Origin of the sequence: Tardiphaga sp. 841_E9_N1_2 (assembly GCF_051811065.1) — a bacterium.
GTDB classification, from domain to species: domain Bacteria; phylum Pseudomonadota; class Alphaproteobacteria; order Rhizobiales; family Xanthobacteraceae; genus Tardiphaga; species Tardiphaga robiniae.
This window is the reverse complement of record NZ_JBPWQC010000001.1, coordinates 5,078,155-5,092,845: the sequence shown is the minus strand read 5'-3', so window position 1 is coordinate 5,092,845 and position 14,691 is coordinate 5,078,155. Positions and strand designations below refer to the sequence as shown.

The window sequence follows — 14,691 nt, the reverse complement described above, 5'->3', positions numbered from 1 at the left end:
ACCTTTTGCTTCGCTTCATCGCCCTCGCCGCTTTGCCCCTCATTGTCACGCTTGCGCCCGATATGGCACATGCAGCCGAGGGCGGCCTCGATGGCACCAGGCTGTCGCTGCTGTGGGCATTACCGTTCGCCGGCATCCTGCTGTGCATCGCCACGGGGCCGGTGCTCTATCATCACGTGTGGGAGCACCATTACGGCAAGTTCGCCGCGTTCTGGGCCGCGTTGGTGATCGTGCCGCTGTTCTTCGTGACTGATGCAACGACCGTGGTGCACACGCTCTCCCACACCGTGCTGCTCGAATATCTACCGTTCATTCTGCTGCTGCTGGCACTGTTCACCGTGGCCGGCGGCATCTATGTCGAGGGCAACCTGCATGACAGCGTGTTCACCAATACGGCGCTGCTGGGCTTCGGCACGCTGATCGCCAGCGTCGTCGGCACCACCGGCGCGTCGATGATCCTGATCCGGCCGCTGATCCGCGCCAATGACGATCGTCGCACTAACGTCCACGTGGTGGTGTTCTTCATCTTCCTCGTCTCGAATATAGGCGGCTCGCTCTCACCACTCGGCGACCCTCCACTCTTCCTCGGCTTCCTCCGCGGCGTCGATTTCTTCTGGACCACGGTGCACATTTTTCCGGAAACGCTGTTCGCGGCCGGCATCGTGCTGGCGATCTTCATGGTGCTTGATGTCTGGCTGCATCACCGCGAAGGTAATCTGCCTGCGAAGAAAGATCCGACGCCGGATTCGCCACTGCATCTGCATGGTAAGATCAACCTGCTGCTGCTGGTCGTGATCATCGGCGCAATCCTGATGAGCGCAGGCTGGAAGCCCGGCATCACTTTCACCGTGCTCGGCACGCCGCTCGCATTGCAGGATTTGCTGCGCGACGTGATCTTCGTGCTGGTGACATTTGCGTCGCTGTGGCTGACAAAGACCGAGCACCGCAAGGCGAACGATTTCAAATGGGGGCCGATCGAGGAAGTCGCACTGCTGTTCGCCGGCATTTTCATTTGCATCGTGCCGGTCATGGCCATGCTGCAGGCTGGCGCCAATGGCCCGTTTGCGTCGCTGGTTGCTCTCGTCAGCCATACCGACGGTACGCCGAACAATGCCGCCTATTTCTGGCTCACCGGCATCCTGTCGTCGTTCCTCGACAATGCGCCAACCTATCTGGTGTTCTTCGAACTCACCGGCGGTGACGCCAAGACGCTGATGACGACGGGCGCGGCGACGCTGGCGGCGATTTCAGCAGGCGCAGTGTTCATGGGCGCCAACACCTATATCGGCAACGCCCCGAATTTCATGGTCTATGCCATCGCCCGCGACGCGGGCATAAAAATGCCAAGCTTCTTCGGTTACATCCTGTGGTCGGGTGCGGTGCTGATCCCGGTCTTCCTGTTGATGACATGGGTGTTTTTCATCTAGCGCGCCGCGCTGGTTACCATTCATTTACCATGACGCCCTAACTTGACACCGCACCGGAGCGTTTTCACTCGGGCACTGACATGCGGTCGCGGAGCTGGCGTTGCGTCACAATCGAACATCCTCGCATGTCGTGCGTCCCCTGGTGCTGCTGACGGCGATGAGCCTCGTCGCGCTGACCCCGCAGATGGCATCTGCGCAAAATTTCTTCGACTTCCTGTTCGGCGGCAACCAGCCGCAGAAACAGCAACAGCGTCGTGGCGCGCCACCGGCCGAGAGCAATTTCTTCTCGGATCCGTTCGGCCTCAACACGCCAGCCGAAGCGCCGCCGCCCCAGCGCAGCGCATCTATCGGCGGCTCCGGCCCGGCCTTCTGCGTGCGCACCTGCGACGGCAAGTATTTTCCGCTCGGTCGCGGCATGAGCGCGGCTCAGATGTGCCAGGCATTCTGCCCGGCGGCGACCACCAAGGTCCTGTTCGGCAGCAGCATCGAAAGCGCCTCGTCGAGCACTGGCGAGCGCTACAACGATCTGGAAAACGCCTTCGCCTATCGCAAGGCGCTGAAGGCCGACTGCACCTGCAACGGCCGCGATCCCTCCGGCCTCGCGCCGGTCGATCTCACGCTGGACACTTCTTTGCGTCCCGGCGATGTCATCGCCACCACCAACGGTCTCGTCGCTTTCTCGGGCGTCCGCACCGGTAACACCCAGACCGCGGAATTCACGCCGGTGGCAAACTATCCCGGCCTGACCTCGGATGTCCGTGCCCGGCTCGGCGAGATGAAAGTCGCACCAGTCTCCGCCGAAATGATCACCGACGAAGCGCCTATGTCGGAAGCCGCGCGTGATGTAGCGCCGGCTGCTGCCACGACCGTCGTGCCGAAGAGCGCGCCGGCTGCCCGCGCCAAGCGCGCCGAGCTTCAATAGATCATCGACCGACGATGACGCCGATCACGTTCGGCGCCGAGAGATACTTCTCCTCGATCTCGGCACGCGCCGCCGCACGATTCTCCGGCGTCAGCAATCCGCGCTTCTCGGCGAGAATCATCCAGCAATAGCCCCACCAGTCGGTGAGCATGCCGTGGTCGTCGACGAGGTCGTAGCCCTGCTCGGCCGCAAATATCCGCGCATGCGCCTCGTCGAGCTGATCGAGCCAGGCGTGATCTTCCAGCGAGAACAGGTCATCGCTGATGTCGTCCGTCGTATAGCCCCAGACCGAGAGGCAAACAGTGTTGAACTCGCGATCGATCTGATCGTCATCGATCGGATGCCGGCGCGCCATCAAATGCAGCCGCGACAGCGACCGCGCGAAGTCGGCTATGCGGGTGAGAGCAAACTGATCGAAGGCAATGGTGGACATCTAGTCCTCGCGAGCTTGAACAGACCATAGATATTGTAGGCGAAGGCAACGAATCACCTCGGAATATCAATAGCTTACTAATTTGTTCTTAATTTGTTCCAACTTTTATAAATTTGGTTCTCGCATGCCTGCCCAAATCCCGGGCAGCTCCATGGCAAAAGCTCGCCACCCCCACGGGTTCCGGGAGCAGCCAAATGCGCGTATGATTTTGGTCAGTGACACAGCTCAGGATGGCCGGTTTGTCAGATCTATCAGTCCCAGCAAAATTCCAGCCCGAGAATACGGCTGTCGATGAACTGGCGCTTGCCGACATCAAGAGCGCTATTCTCGTCAAATTGAGGCTGGCAATCGGCAAGGAAGCCGCATTCGCCACCAAGCACGACTGGTACAAGGCTGCCGCCCTGACGCTGCGCGACCGCATGGTCCATCGCTGGCTGAGCTCGGACAAAGAGAGCTACGACGCCGGCCGCAAGCGGGTCTATTACCTCTCGCTGGAATTCCTGATCGGCCGCCTGTTCACCGATGCGCTGAACAATATGGGCCTGCTGCCGCTGTTCGAAGCCGCGCTCGGCGATCTTGGTGTCGGCCTCGACGAACTCCGCAAATGCGAGCCCGATGCAGCGCTCGGCAATGGCGGCCTCGGCCGCCTCGCCGCTTGCTTCATGGAGAGCATGGCAACGCTCGGCATTCCAGCTTTTGGCTACGGCATCCGCTACAACTTCGGCCTGTTCCGTCAGGTCATCTCGCACGGCGTGCAGCAGGAATATCCCGACGAGTGGCTCGGCTTTGGCAATCCGTGGGAACTACCGCGGCGGGAAGTCACGTATAACGTCTATTTCGGTGGCAGCATCGAGACCGTCGAGGACGGCAAGGGCCGCAAGCAGGTCATCTGGCATCCCGGCGAGACCGTCGAGGCCGTTGCCTATGACACGCCCATCGTCGGCTGGCGCGGCCAACATGTGAACGCGCTGCGGCTGTGGTCGGCGCGCGCGCCGGATCCGCTGCGGCTCGACGTCTTCAACACCGGCGACTATGTCAGCGCCAGCGCCGAGCAGGCGCGCGCCGAAGCGATCTGCAAATTCCTCTATCCGAACGACGAGAGCGCCGCCGGCCGCGAATTGCGTCTGCGCCAGGAATATTTCTTCGTCTCCGCCTCGCTGCAGGATCTGGTCAAGCGTCACCTCCATTCCGATGGCAATCTGCGTGGCCTCGCCAACAAGGCGGCGGTGCAGATGAACGACACGCATCCGAGCCTGGCCATCGCCGAGCTGATGCGCATCCTGGTCGATCAGCACAATATGCGCTGGGATGCCGCCTGGCAGATCACCAACGCGACCTTGTCCTACACCAACCACACGCTGCTGCCCGAAGCGCTGGAGACCTGGCCGGTCGAACTGTTCCAGCGTCTGCTGCCACGGCATCTCGAAATCATCTATCGTATCAATGAAGCGCATCTCGACCGCGCCGATGCCACGCGTCCGGGCGACACCGCCTATCGCGCTTCGGTCTCGATCATCGACGAGACCTCCGGCCGCCGCGTGCGCATGGGCAATCTCGCTTTCATCGGCTCGCACCGCATCAACGGCGTCTCGGCGATGCATTCGGAGCTGATGAAGGAGACCGTGTTCCACGACCTCAACCAGCTCTATCCCGGCCGCATCACCAACAAGACCAACGGCATTACTTTCCGCCGCTGGCTGATGCTGGCCAATCCGAAGCTCACCGACCTGTTGCGCGCCACCTGCGGCGAAGCCGTGCTCGACGATCCCACGCGGCTCATCAAGCTCGAGGCCTTTGCCGGCGACGCCGCGTTCCAGCAGGAATTCCGCAAGGTCAAACATCACAACAAGCTCGCGCTCGCGCGTGTGATCGGCGAGAAGCTCGGCGTACAGGCCGATCCCTCGGCGCTGTTCGACGTGCAGATCAAGCGCATCCACGAATACAAGCGACAATTGCTCAACCTCATTGAAACAGTCGCGCTGTATCAGGCGATCAAGGACGAGCCGGGCAAGGACTGGGTGCCGCGCGTCAAGATTTTCGCCGGCAAGGCGGCAGCGAGCTATCGTTATGCCAAGCTGATCATTCGCCTGATCAACGATGTGGCCGAGGTCGTGAACAACGACACCACGATCGGCGGCAAGCTGAAGGTCGCGTTCCTGCCGGACTACAATGTCAGCCTGGCGGAAGTCATCATTCCCGCGGCCGATCTCTCCGAGCAGATCTCCACCGCCGGCATGGAAGCCTCCGGCACCGGCAATATGAAGCTCTCGCTGAACGGCGCGCTGACCATCGGCACGCTGGACGGCGCCAATATCGAAATCCGCGACAATGTCGGCCCGGAGAACATCGCAATCTTCGGTATGACCGCCGCCGAAGTCGTCGAGCGCCGCGCCAAGGGCCTCGACGCTTCTGACGTCATCAACAAATCGCCCAATCTCGGCCGCGCGATCCAGGCCATCGAGACCGGCGCGTTCTCGCCGGATGATCCCGGCCGTTACGCGTCGGTCGGCCACGCGTTGCGCCACCTCGATCACTATGTGGTCTCGGCCGACTTCGACTCCTATTACGAAGCCCAGCGCGGCATCGACACGCGGTGGAGGGCCGGCTCAGCCTGGAGCCGCGCTGCGATTCTCAACACCGCCCGGATGGGATGGTTCTCGTCAGACCGCACCATCCGCGAATATGCCGATGATATCTGGGGCGTGCCGGTTGCTGGCGATCTGCCGGGCACACCGAGTCTGCAGGCACGAAAGGCAACGTAAGCGCGACGGTGCTCACGCGCGATACGCGACGAGCACCGCGCCGCAGGCGATCAGGATGACGCCGAGCCAGTTCGGCAGCGACAATTTCTCGCCGAGAAACAACACGGCAAACACTGCCACGAACACCACACTGAGCTTGTCGATCGGCGCCACCTGCGCGGCATTGCCAAGCTTGAGCGCGCGGAAATAGCAGATCCACGATGCTCCGGTCGCGAAACCAGACAGCACGAGGAACAACCACGTCTTTGCTGAGACCGCTGACGGCGATTGCCAGTTTCCCGTGACATAAACCATCATACCAGCGGCAAAGAGAATGACGATGGTGCGGATGAAGGTCGCGAAGTCCGAATTGACGTTCTCGATGCCGATCTTGGCGAAGATCGCCGTCAGCGCAGCGAAGGCCGCGGACAGCAGCGCCCAGAACGGCCAGGAGAGCATGACGTTTTTCATTTGAAGTGTCCTTGCCTGTCAGCCGTCATTGCGAGGAGCCCTTGCGACGAAGCAATCCAGTCTTCGCGTTCTAGCTGGTCGTGCATCGCATGCCGACTAACGGTTTCGTCATGGCCGGGCTTGTCCCGGCCATGACGGCTGACAGGTTCCGCGTGACATGAAAAAGGCGGCCTTACGGCCGCCCTTTCGCACTCAATCTTAAAGCAGCGACTTACTCCGCCGCCAGCTTCACATCCGGCGCGGCGGCGCGGACATCCGCATCGACCTGCGCTTCGAACTTGGCGAAGTTCTTCTGGAACATACCGACCAGCTTGCGCGCGGTGGCATCGAACTCGTCCTTGTCCTTCCAGGTGTTCACCGGATTGAGGATCTCCGACGGCACGCCATCCAGCGCGGTCGGGACCGCGAAGCCGAAATACTTGTCGGTGCGGAATTCCACGTTGCGCAGCGAGCCGTTCAGCGCCGCAGTCAGCAGCGCGCGGGTCACCTTGATCGGCATGCGCGAACCGACGCCATACTTGCCACCGGTCCAGCCGGTATTGACCAGCCAGCAGTCGACATTGTGCTTGGCGATCAGGTCACGCAGCATGTTGCCATAGACCGAGGGATCGAGCGGCAGGAAGGGCGAGCCGAAGCAGGTCGAGAACTCCGGCTCCGGATCGTTGCCGAGGCCGCGCTCGGTGCCAGCGACCTTGGCGGTGTAGCCGGACAGGAAGTGATACATCGCCTGCGCCGGGGTCAGCTTGGCGATCGGCGGCAACACGCCAAACGCGTCGGCGGCGAGCATCACCACATTCTTCGGCTGCGGTGCGCGGCCGGTGCGCGAGGCATTCGGGATGAAGTCGAGCGGATAGGCGGAACGGGTGTTCTCGGTCTTCGAGCCATCGTCGAAATCCGGCAGGCGGGTATTGGCGTCGAGCACGACGTTTTCCAGCACCGCACCGAAGCGCTTGCTCGCCGCATAGATCGCGGGCTCGGCTTCTTCGGAAAGCTTGATTGTCTTGGCGTAGCAGCCACCTTCGAAATTGAAGATGCCGTCCTTGCCCCAGCCATGCTCGTCGTCGCCGATCAGCGTGCGCTTCGGATCGGCCGAGAGCGTGGTCTTGCCGGTGCCCGAGAGGCCAAAGAAGATCGCGCTGTCACCATCGGGGCCGACATTGGCCGAGCAATGCATCGGCAACACGCCCTTGGCAGGCAGATAGTAGTTCAGCGTAGTGAAGACCGACTTCTTCATCTCGCCGGCATAATAAGACCCGCCGATCAGGACGATCTTGCGGGCGAAATCGATGGCCACGACGTTTTCCGAGCGGCAGCCGTGACGTTTGGGATCGGCCTTGAAGCTCGGCAGGTCGATGATGGTGAGTTCAGGCACGAAGTCCTTCAACGCAGCGGCTTCCGGACGGATCAGCAGCGTGCGGATGAACAGCGAGTGCCATGCGAGTTCGGTGAACACGCGGGTCTTGATCTGGAAACTCGGATCGGCGCCGCCATAAAGGTCCTGCGCGAACAGGGTCATGCCTTCGGCGTGCTTCTTGAAATCGATATAGAGCGCTTCGAACTGCTCCGGCGTGATCGCCTGATTGCCAGCCCACCACATTTGTTCGGTGGAAGCGTCCTTGACGGTGAACTTGTCCTTCGGGCTGCGGCCGGTGAATTCACCCGTGTCAGCACAGAGCGCGCCATCGGACGACAATTCGGCTTCGCCGTTACGCAGCGAATATTCGTAAAGCTGCGGCGCGCCGAGATTCCAGTTCACCGCTTTGAGATTTTTCAGTCCGAATTTGTCGGCGCCATAGGCACCGTTGCGTACGCCCGTCTCTTGCACGGAATATTCCTCCTTGAGTCCGCATATCCGACCTGTGCAACTGTCTTCAATCGCACGTCAGCAGCGGTAGCCGTCATTATAACCACCGAGGCCGTAACCCGGCGATCTAATAGTGACGAAGATGTGAAATGCCAAGCTGCTGTCCGCATATTTGGTTTATTCCAGCACGGCACTTGATACCGCTCAATTCTTCAAAGCGCGGGCCTGCTCTGCGAGTTCCTTCAGGACTTGCCGCAATGCACCCGGAGTGACAATCCGCCGCGGAAAGTCCAGCCGGATCACCGCCGCGCCGTTCTGCAGGTCCATGCCATCCGGATCGCATCCGGTGCACCGCCAGTCGCCTGCGTCCGCGTGGAGAAGCGTCGTTGCATAGAGATTAAGCGCGTCGAGATGATCGGCGTTCATATGAGCAACAGCACCCTCCTCGGCCTCCAGCATCCCTTCGGCATCGGTGAGATCGGTCAGGAATTGCTCCGGCTTCAGGTCGTTGATACGGCCAAAGCCGGCCACCAGATGGGCACTCTTCGGCTTGATCCGGAAGAACGAAAAATCCTTAAAATCCACAAAGACTTGCGCGGATGGATGGGCGCTGAGATAGCGCCGGCGCAGCAGCGATTTTTCGCTGTCGCTGGCCTCCTGCGCGATACCTCCGAGCATGATGCGTGAGCCCTCCAGGGGGTCCCCCGGCGCCCGCTCATCCAGCATCAGCGAGACGCGGGCATCCGCCAGAATATTGCGGGTATGCAGCGCCAGCCGGGAAATCAGGAGAATCGGCGACCCGTCCGGGTGGCTGGCGACATTGGCCAGCGCACAATAAGGATCGCCGGAACCGACGGCCAGGGTAGCCAGCGCCCCCTGCCGACTGCGCCGCAACAGCGACCGGGTGACGCGCGAGGGGTCGAAATCAGGGGTCGGCTGCATGGTTAAATCCCGTATTTCATTGCAAAAAGTGGCTATTTCTTCTCCCCCGGGAGGTCTATACATCTACGGAACCCACGCGTCATTCAAGCGTTCAGGGAACTTGGCCACACTTCAGCCCAGCTTGCATTGCTCGTTGACTGTGCTCTTAAGGCCACCTCATACGGCGGATTGTTGAATTCTGCCGGATAGCCCATCCCGCTTCGGAAAGCAGGCTCATGCCAACTATCGCACTGGTCGACGACGACCGTAACATTCTCACATCCGTATCGATCGCGCTGGAAGCCGAGGGCTACCGCATCATGACCTATACGGATGGTGCTTCCGCACTCGATGGCTTCCGCACGAGCCAGCCGGACCTCGCAATCCTCGATATCAAGATGCCCCGCATGGACGGCATGGAGACACTGCGCCGTCTGCGCCAGAAGTCCGATCTGCCGGTGATCTTCCTGACGTCGAAGGACGAGGAGATCGACGAGCTGTTCGGCCTGAAAATGGGCGCCGACGATTTCATCCGAAAACCGTTTTCGCAGCGTCTGCTGGTCGAGCGCGTCAAGGCGGTGCTGCGCCGCGCCGCGCCGAAGGACCCAACTGCCGCTCCGAAGGAGACTGATGCCAAGGCGCTCGATCGCGGTTTGCTGCGGATGGATCCGGAACGTCACACCTGCACCTGGAAGAACGAGCCGGTCACATTGACCGTCACAGAGTTCCTAATCCTGCAGGCGCTGGCGACGCGCCCCGGCGTGGTGAAGAGCCGCAACGCGCTGATGGATGCCGCCTATGACGATCAGGTCTATGTGGACGATCGCACCATCGACAGCCACATCAAGCGGCTGCGCAAGAAGTTCAAGGTCGTCGACGACGACTTCGAGATGATCGAGACGCTGTATGGCGTCGGTTATCGCTTCAAGGAAACCTGATCTGTAAGGGTTCCCGCGGCACGGCTGGGGGCCTGACGGCTCAGCCGTGCTGCGCTAGAATGCGCATACACATACGCAACAATGAGCGCCGCGTGATGTATCGCAGATATCGACAACAACCGGGCAGTTTTGGCATTGCTGGATCGTACGCAGCCTGATGAAAGCCTGGACGCTGACGGCACGTCGAATGCGGCAGGCGGCGATGCCGATCGCACCCGTCGCGGCTGGCAGCGCCCGCTCGACTGGCTGCGCCGTGCCCGGCAGTTCTTCGTTGCGCTGACCTTTTCAAGTCTGACGCGCCGCATCGTCTCGCTCAACCTCGCCGGCCTCTGCGCGCTGGTCGCCAGCATTCTCTATCTCTCGCAGTTTCGCGCCGGCCTGATCGACGCGCGTGCGCAGAGCTTGCTGGTGCAGGCCGAAATCATCGCCAGCGCCATTGCCGCTTCGGCAACCGTCGAAACCAATACGATCACGATCGACCCCGACCGCTTGCTCGATCTCAAGCCCGGCGAAACCTATGGCGTGCCGGACGAACTCTCCGGCCTCGATTTCCCGATCAATCCCGAACGCGTTGCGCCGGTGCTGCGGCGGCTGATTTCGCCGACCAAGACTCGTGCGCGCATTTACGACCGCGATGGCGTGCTGATCCTCGACAGCCGCAGCCTTTATGGCCGCGGCGATGTGCTGCGTTTCGAACTGCCGCCGCCGACCACCGAGAAGCCCGGCTTTGCCGAACGCACGATGATCGCGGTCCGAACCTGGCTCAATCGCGGCGACCTTCCGCTATATCGCGAACTCGGCCCGGAAAATGGCAATGGCTATCAGGAAGTGCAGCAGTCGCTCGACGGTCTAAAGAGCAGCATGGTGCGCATCAACGAACGGGGCGAAGTGATCGTCTCGGTCGCCGTCCCAGTGCAGCGCTTCCGCGCCGTGCATGGTTCGCTGATGCTGTCGACCCAGGGCGACGACATCGACCAGATGGTGACCGCCGAACGTCTGGCGATTCTAAAAGTCTTTGCGGTCGCCGCCGTGGTGATGATCGTGCTGTCGCTGCTGCTGGCATCGACCATCGCCGGTCCGGTGCGACGGCTGGCCGACAGCGCCGAGCGCGTCCGCCGCCGCATCCGCACGCGTGTCGAGATTCCTGACTTCACCCGCCGCCGCGACGAGATCGGGCATCTCTCCGGCGCGCTGCGCGACATGACCGATGCGCTTTATAATCGCATCGAGGCGATCGAGATGTTCGCGGCCGACGTCTCGCACGAACTCAAGAATCCTTTGACCTCGCTGCGCTCCGCCGTGGAAACACTCCCGCTGGCGAAGAACGACAACAGCCGCGGCCGCCTGCTCGCGGTGATCGAACACGACGTGCGTCGGCTTGACCGGTTGATCTCGGATATTTCCGACGCCAGCCGTCTCGATGCCGAACTCCAGCGCAACGACACTGCGCCCGTCGATGTCCGACGGTTGCTGACCACACTGACCTCGGTCGCCAACGAAACCAAGCTCGGTCATGACGTCGGCGTTGAAGTCCGCTTCGAAGGCGCTGCCAGTGATGCGTTTTCGGTGCCCGGCCACGACTCCCGCCTCGGTCAGGTCATCACCAATCTCGTCACCAATGCGCAGTCATTCTCGACACCGGGCGGCAAGGTGCGGATCGTCTGCCGTCGCTTGAAAGGCAAGATCGAGATCGTGGTCGATGACGACGGCCCCGGCATCGGACTGGATGCGCTCGAACGGATCTTCGAACGCTTTTACACCGACCGCCCGCATCAGGGCTTTGGCCAGAATTCCGGCCTCGGACTGTCGATTTCCAAGCAGATCGTCGAAGCCCATAGCGGTACGATCTGGGCGGAGAACCGCATCGGCCCGGCCAACGCCGATGGCGAGATCCCGGTGCTGGGTGCACGCTTCGTGGTACGGTTGCCGGCCACATGAGCGCGGATGGCAAAAGCATCCATGCCTCCGCCGTACTGGTCGATGAGCGCGCGGTCCTGATCCGGGGGCCGTCCGGCTCCGGGAAATCGCGGCTGGTCTTCGACCTGATCCTCGCAGCTCAGAGCGGACAGCTTCCCGAGGCCATGCTGGTCGGCGACGACCGGGTGCATCTGGATGTCAGGGATGGAAAACTGTGGGTACGGCCGGCGCCCGAACTGGTCGGGCTGCTTGAGGTCAGGGGGCTCGGAATCCGGCGTCTGGACTGCGCTACCGGCGCCATCGTCGGGCTGGTGGTCGATCTCGCCGCCACCGACGCTGCACGCCTGCCAGAGCCGGAAGCGCTCAAAACCACACTGGAGGGCGTCGAATTGCCCCGAATCCCGGTCGGGACAGGCTTTTCACCACTACCATTGGTCGTAGCCGCACTTATTACAAACGATGGTTTAGCCGCAGTGCGACCTTTGGACGATTGCTCGAAGGGAATTGGTAACCATATTAGTCCCACTATCGCCACCGAATAGACCCGCGCTACTTCCCGCCGCATCCGTGCAATTTAAGGGAGATTCGCGAAGAGCCCTCTTGCATAGGGGCTCTGGATGGTCAAAGTGGCCCTTTCGTGCGGTGCACCAAAAGCACCCACGAGGAGTTTCCGATGATTGGTCTAGTACTTGTGACCCATGGGCGCCTTGCCGACGAGTTTAAGGCGGCGCTTGAGCACGTAATGGGTCCGCAAAAACAAATTGAAGCCGTGACGATCGGCGCCGAAGACGATTCCGATTTGTGTCGCAGCGACATTATCGAAGCGGTCAATCGCGTCGACAGTGGCGATGGTGTTGCCATCCTCACTGATATGTTCGGCGGCACGCCATCGAATCTGGCGATCTCCTGCATGAGCCGGCCGAAGGTCGAGGTTCTCGCCGGTATCAACCTGCCCATGCTGGTGAAGCTCGCAAAGGTGCGCGAAGAGCGCACGCTGCCCGATGCGATCGCCATGGCACAGGAAGCCGGCCGCAAATACGTCACCATCGCCAGCCGCGTTCTCGCCGGCAAATGAGCGACAGCCCAGACGATACGACGGTGTCCGGCAGCGTCTCCCGCGAGATTCCGATTACCAACAAGCGTGGCCTTCATGCGCGCGCCTCTGCCAAATTCGTGCAGATGGTCGAACGCTTCAATGCCGACGTCACGGTGACACGCAACGGCGAGACCGTTGGCGGTACATCCATCATGGGCCTGATGATGCTGTCCGCCGGACCCGGGACCAGCATCATGGTCACTGCCAAGGGCGCCGAAGCTCAAGCGGCGCTGGATGCGATCACCGAGCTTGTGACCAACAAGTTCGGCGAAGAGTAGCGGTTCGCCGAAAGCTGCTTCGTCAGCGAACGGCTATTTCATCGCGCCAGGCGCCACCACATAGACATTCCACCGCGTGGTCGTGCCGACATTGCCCTTGAAGAAGCGTCGCGTCGACATCACGATGCGTTCGGCATTCGGGAGATTGTCCTTCATCCACGCTTCGCAGCGATCGAATTTCCAGTCACCGACCATGCAGATTCCGATGAAGCCGTTACGCTTCGCTTCGGCCATCGACGTCACGCCTGACGGCCATGGCTCGTAAGGCGTCAGCGGCAGCGGATGATCGGGACTGTAGAACGTCATCTGCTCGGCAACATCGACGAAGCCCACGACCTCGCTCCAGCGCGTGTGGAAGCGCTTGTGCCAGACTTCGGTGAGTTCGCGCGCGAGTTGCGAGTAGGAGATGTGAGCGAAATTGCCGTTGGCATCGCGCGGCAGTGACGCGATGGCGATCTGCGGTGCGGCGGCGAGCGTGACCAGCGACAGCACCAGCCAGATCGCGGCGAGCCGTACCAGCGCGACCCGCGGCATCTTCAGCGCCGGGATCGCAATGACCGCCAGCGGCACCAGGAAGAACAGCGAGATGCCCCAATCCGTCTTGATGTAGATGTCAAACAACAGCGCGCCGATCGGCGGGCCGACGGCGACGATGGCCTGGATCAGCCAGATATTCAGGGCCTGATCCTTGCGGACACCGGGATTGGTCGTCAGTGACCACGGCCGCCTGACGAATGCGCGGGGATCGCGCGCTACCGACACCCACCAGCGTGGGCCCCAAGCCAGCACCGCAGCGGCCAGCACCAGCGGCAACAGCAGCAGCGCGACGTTATGGCCGACATAGCCCCACGCCAGCTGCAAACTCTCCCAGCGTGACGAGATCGCATAGGTATTGCCGGCATAACGAAATGGCGCGTATTCCACCTGCCGCACCCACTCGAGATGCGGAATCATCGCCGCCGCCATCGTCGCGATGGCGATCCATGGTGCCGGCGATCGCAGGAACAGCATCCGCTGCGGATGGATCAGCGCGGCCAGACCGATGGCGCCGATCATCGTCACCACCCAGTATTTGGTCATCAGCGCCAGCGCAGCGGCGAGGCCAAGCAGGAAGCCCGAGCGGATCGAGCGCTTCTCGAACGCGTGCAAATAGGCGAGCACCACCAGCGGCAAAGTTACCAGCTGCAGCAGGTCCGGATTGTATTTGAAGCCCTTGAAATTGAAGATCGGATAGATCGCGACCATCAGCAGCACGAAAAAGGCACGGCGGCGATCGACCACGCGCAGCGCGATCGCCCAGCAAAGGATCATGCCGATGCCGACCGTGACCATGGCGAGCAGATAGGTCGCCCAGTCCACCGGCGGGAAAAATCTGAACCAGACGCCCGAAATCCAGCCCGACAGCGGCGGATGCTTGCCGTAGCCCATCAGGAACTTCTGCCCCCAGGCATAGCCCTCGGAGACGTCGAAATGGATGTCCTGCGCCGCCTTCACCTGGGTCAGGATCGCGGTCCACAGCACCACATGGGCGATTGTGAAGCCGAGCACCAGCAGGACGCTCAATTGCGGATCACACGCCCAGGCAACGAGCCGCGCAGCGCCGCGGCGGCCGATCGACAGCAAGCCCCGGCGTTTGGCGGGGGTAGAGGAAGCGATTGTACTCATGGGCCCCTGCCTAGCGTGTTTCGGGCCGGAGTAAAATCAGGATGCCGTGACGGAAACAGGGCCGGGAATCAGGCCGAA

General features: G+C 61.6%; 13 protein-coding genes. 8 read left to right on the top strand and 5 right to left on the bottom strand.

The window, feature by feature from the left end; genetic code table 11:
- Nucleotides 1-62 precede the first annotated feature (62 nt).
- Together AB8A50_RS24390 and AB8A50_RS24385 are read left to right on the top strand one after the other, a co-directional pair.
- Nucleotides 63-1,427, top strand: coding sequence for a sodium:proton antiporter (locus AB8A50_RS24390; RefSeq protein WP_439080030.1), 1,365 nt, complete (start codon nt 63-65; stop codon nt 1,425-1,427).
- A 157-nt stretch (nt 1,428-1,584) separates the two neighbouring features.
- A complete protein-coding gene (locus tag AB8A50_RS24385) occupies nt 1,585-2,349 on the top strand; it encodes a DUF2865 domain-containing protein (protein WP_439080029.1) in 765 nt (254 codons plus the stop codon).
- Between the two features lies 1 nt (nt 2,350).
- Here AB8A50_RS24385 and AB8A50_RS24380 read toward each other — a convergent pair whose 3' ends face one another.
- Complete coding sequence (locus AB8A50_RS24380) at nt 2,351-2,782, bottom strand: hypothetical protein (RefSeq protein ID WP_089262853.1); 432 nt, start codon at nt 2,780-2,782, stop codon at nt 2,351-2,353.
- 230 nt (nt 2,783-3,012) lie between these two features.
- Here AB8A50_RS24380 and AB8A50_RS24375 point away from each other — a divergent pair, with 230 nt between their 5' ends.
- A complete protein-coding gene (locus tag AB8A50_RS24375) occupies nt 3,013-5,544 on the top strand; it encodes a glycogen/starch/alpha-glucan phosphorylase (protein ID WP_120288235.1) in 2,532 nt (843 codons plus the stop codon).
- A 12-nt stretch (nt 5,545-5,556) separates the two neighbouring features.
- Here the strand turns inward: AB8A50_RS24375 and AB8A50_RS24370 are convergent, their stop codons facing one another.
- The 3 genes from AB8A50_RS24370 to AB8A50_RS24360 all read right to left on the bottom strand — a co-directional run bounded on the left by AB8A50_RS24370 (nt 5,557) and on the right by AB8A50_RS24360 (nt 8,740).
- Complete coding sequence (locus AB8A50_RS24370; RefSeq protein WP_439079178.1) at nt 5,557-5,994, bottom strand: EamA family transporter; 438 nt, start codon at nt 5,992-5,994, stop codon at nt 5,557-5,559.
- A gap of 211 nt (nt 5,995-6,205) precedes the next feature.
- A complete protein-coding gene (locus AB8A50_RS24365) occupies nt 6,206-7,819 on the bottom strand; it encodes a phosphoenolpyruvate carboxykinase (RefSeq protein ID WP_320446492.1) in 1,614 nt (537 codons plus the stop codon).
- Between the two features lie 183 nt (nt 7,820-8,002).
- Complete coding sequence (locus AB8A50_RS24360; RefSeq protein WP_439079177.1) at nt 8,003-8,740, bottom strand: HugZ family protein; 738 nt, start codon at nt 8,738-8,740, stop codon at nt 8,003-8,005.
- A gap of 215 nt (nt 8,741-8,955) precedes the next feature.
- On the opposite strand from AB8A50_RS24360, the gene AB8A50_RS24355 reads away from it, so the two are divergent.
- From AB8A50_RS24355 to AB8A50_RS24335, 5 genes are all read left to right on the top strand, one after another.
- Nucleotides 8,956-9,657: a response regulator transcription factor gene (locus tag AB8A50_RS24355; protein WP_068733897.1), complete on the top strand. Its 702-nt coding sequence runs from the start codon at nt 8,956-8,958 to the stop codon at nt 9,655-9,657.
- Nucleotides 9,658-9,792: 135 nt separating this feature from the next.
- Entirely contained in the window at nt 9,793-11,595 is a 1,803-nt protein-coding gene (locus AB8A50_RS24350; RefSeq protein ID WP_439079176.1) for a stimulus-sensing domain-containing protein, read from the top strand.
- 17 nt (nt 11,596-11,612) lie between these two features.
- Nucleotides 11,613-12,116 carry an HPr kinase/phosphorylase gene (locus AB8A50_RS24345; RefSeq protein WP_439062701.1) on the top strand — a complete coding sequence of 168 codons (504 nt, stop codon included), beginning with the start codon at nt 11,613-11,615 and terminating at the stop codon, nt 12,114-12,116.
- A 131-nt stretch (nt 12,117-12,247) separates the two neighbouring features.
- Complete coding sequence (locus AB8A50_RS24340; RefSeq protein WP_068733893.1) at nt 12,248-12,649, top strand: PTS sugar transporter subunit IIA; 402 nt, start codon at nt 12,248-12,250, stop codon at nt 12,647-12,649.
- A complete protein-coding gene (locus AB8A50_RS24335) occupies nt 12,646-12,948 on the top strand; it encodes an HPr family phosphocarrier protein (RefSeq protein WP_089262865.1) in 303 nt (100 codons plus the stop codon). Before AB8A50_RS24340 ends, AB8A50_RS24335 begins: the two co-directional genes overlap by 4 nt.
- 33 nt (nt 12,949-12,981) lie before the next feature.
- On the opposite strand, the gene AB8A50_RS24330 is transcribed toward AB8A50_RS24335, so the two are convergent.
- Nucleotides 12,982-14,613, bottom strand: coding sequence for a glycosyltransferase family 39 protein (locus AB8A50_RS24330; RefSeq protein WP_439079174.1), 1,632 nt, complete (start codon nt 14,611-14,613; stop codon nt 12,982-12,984).
- Nucleotides 14,614-14,691 lie beyond the last annotated feature (78 nt).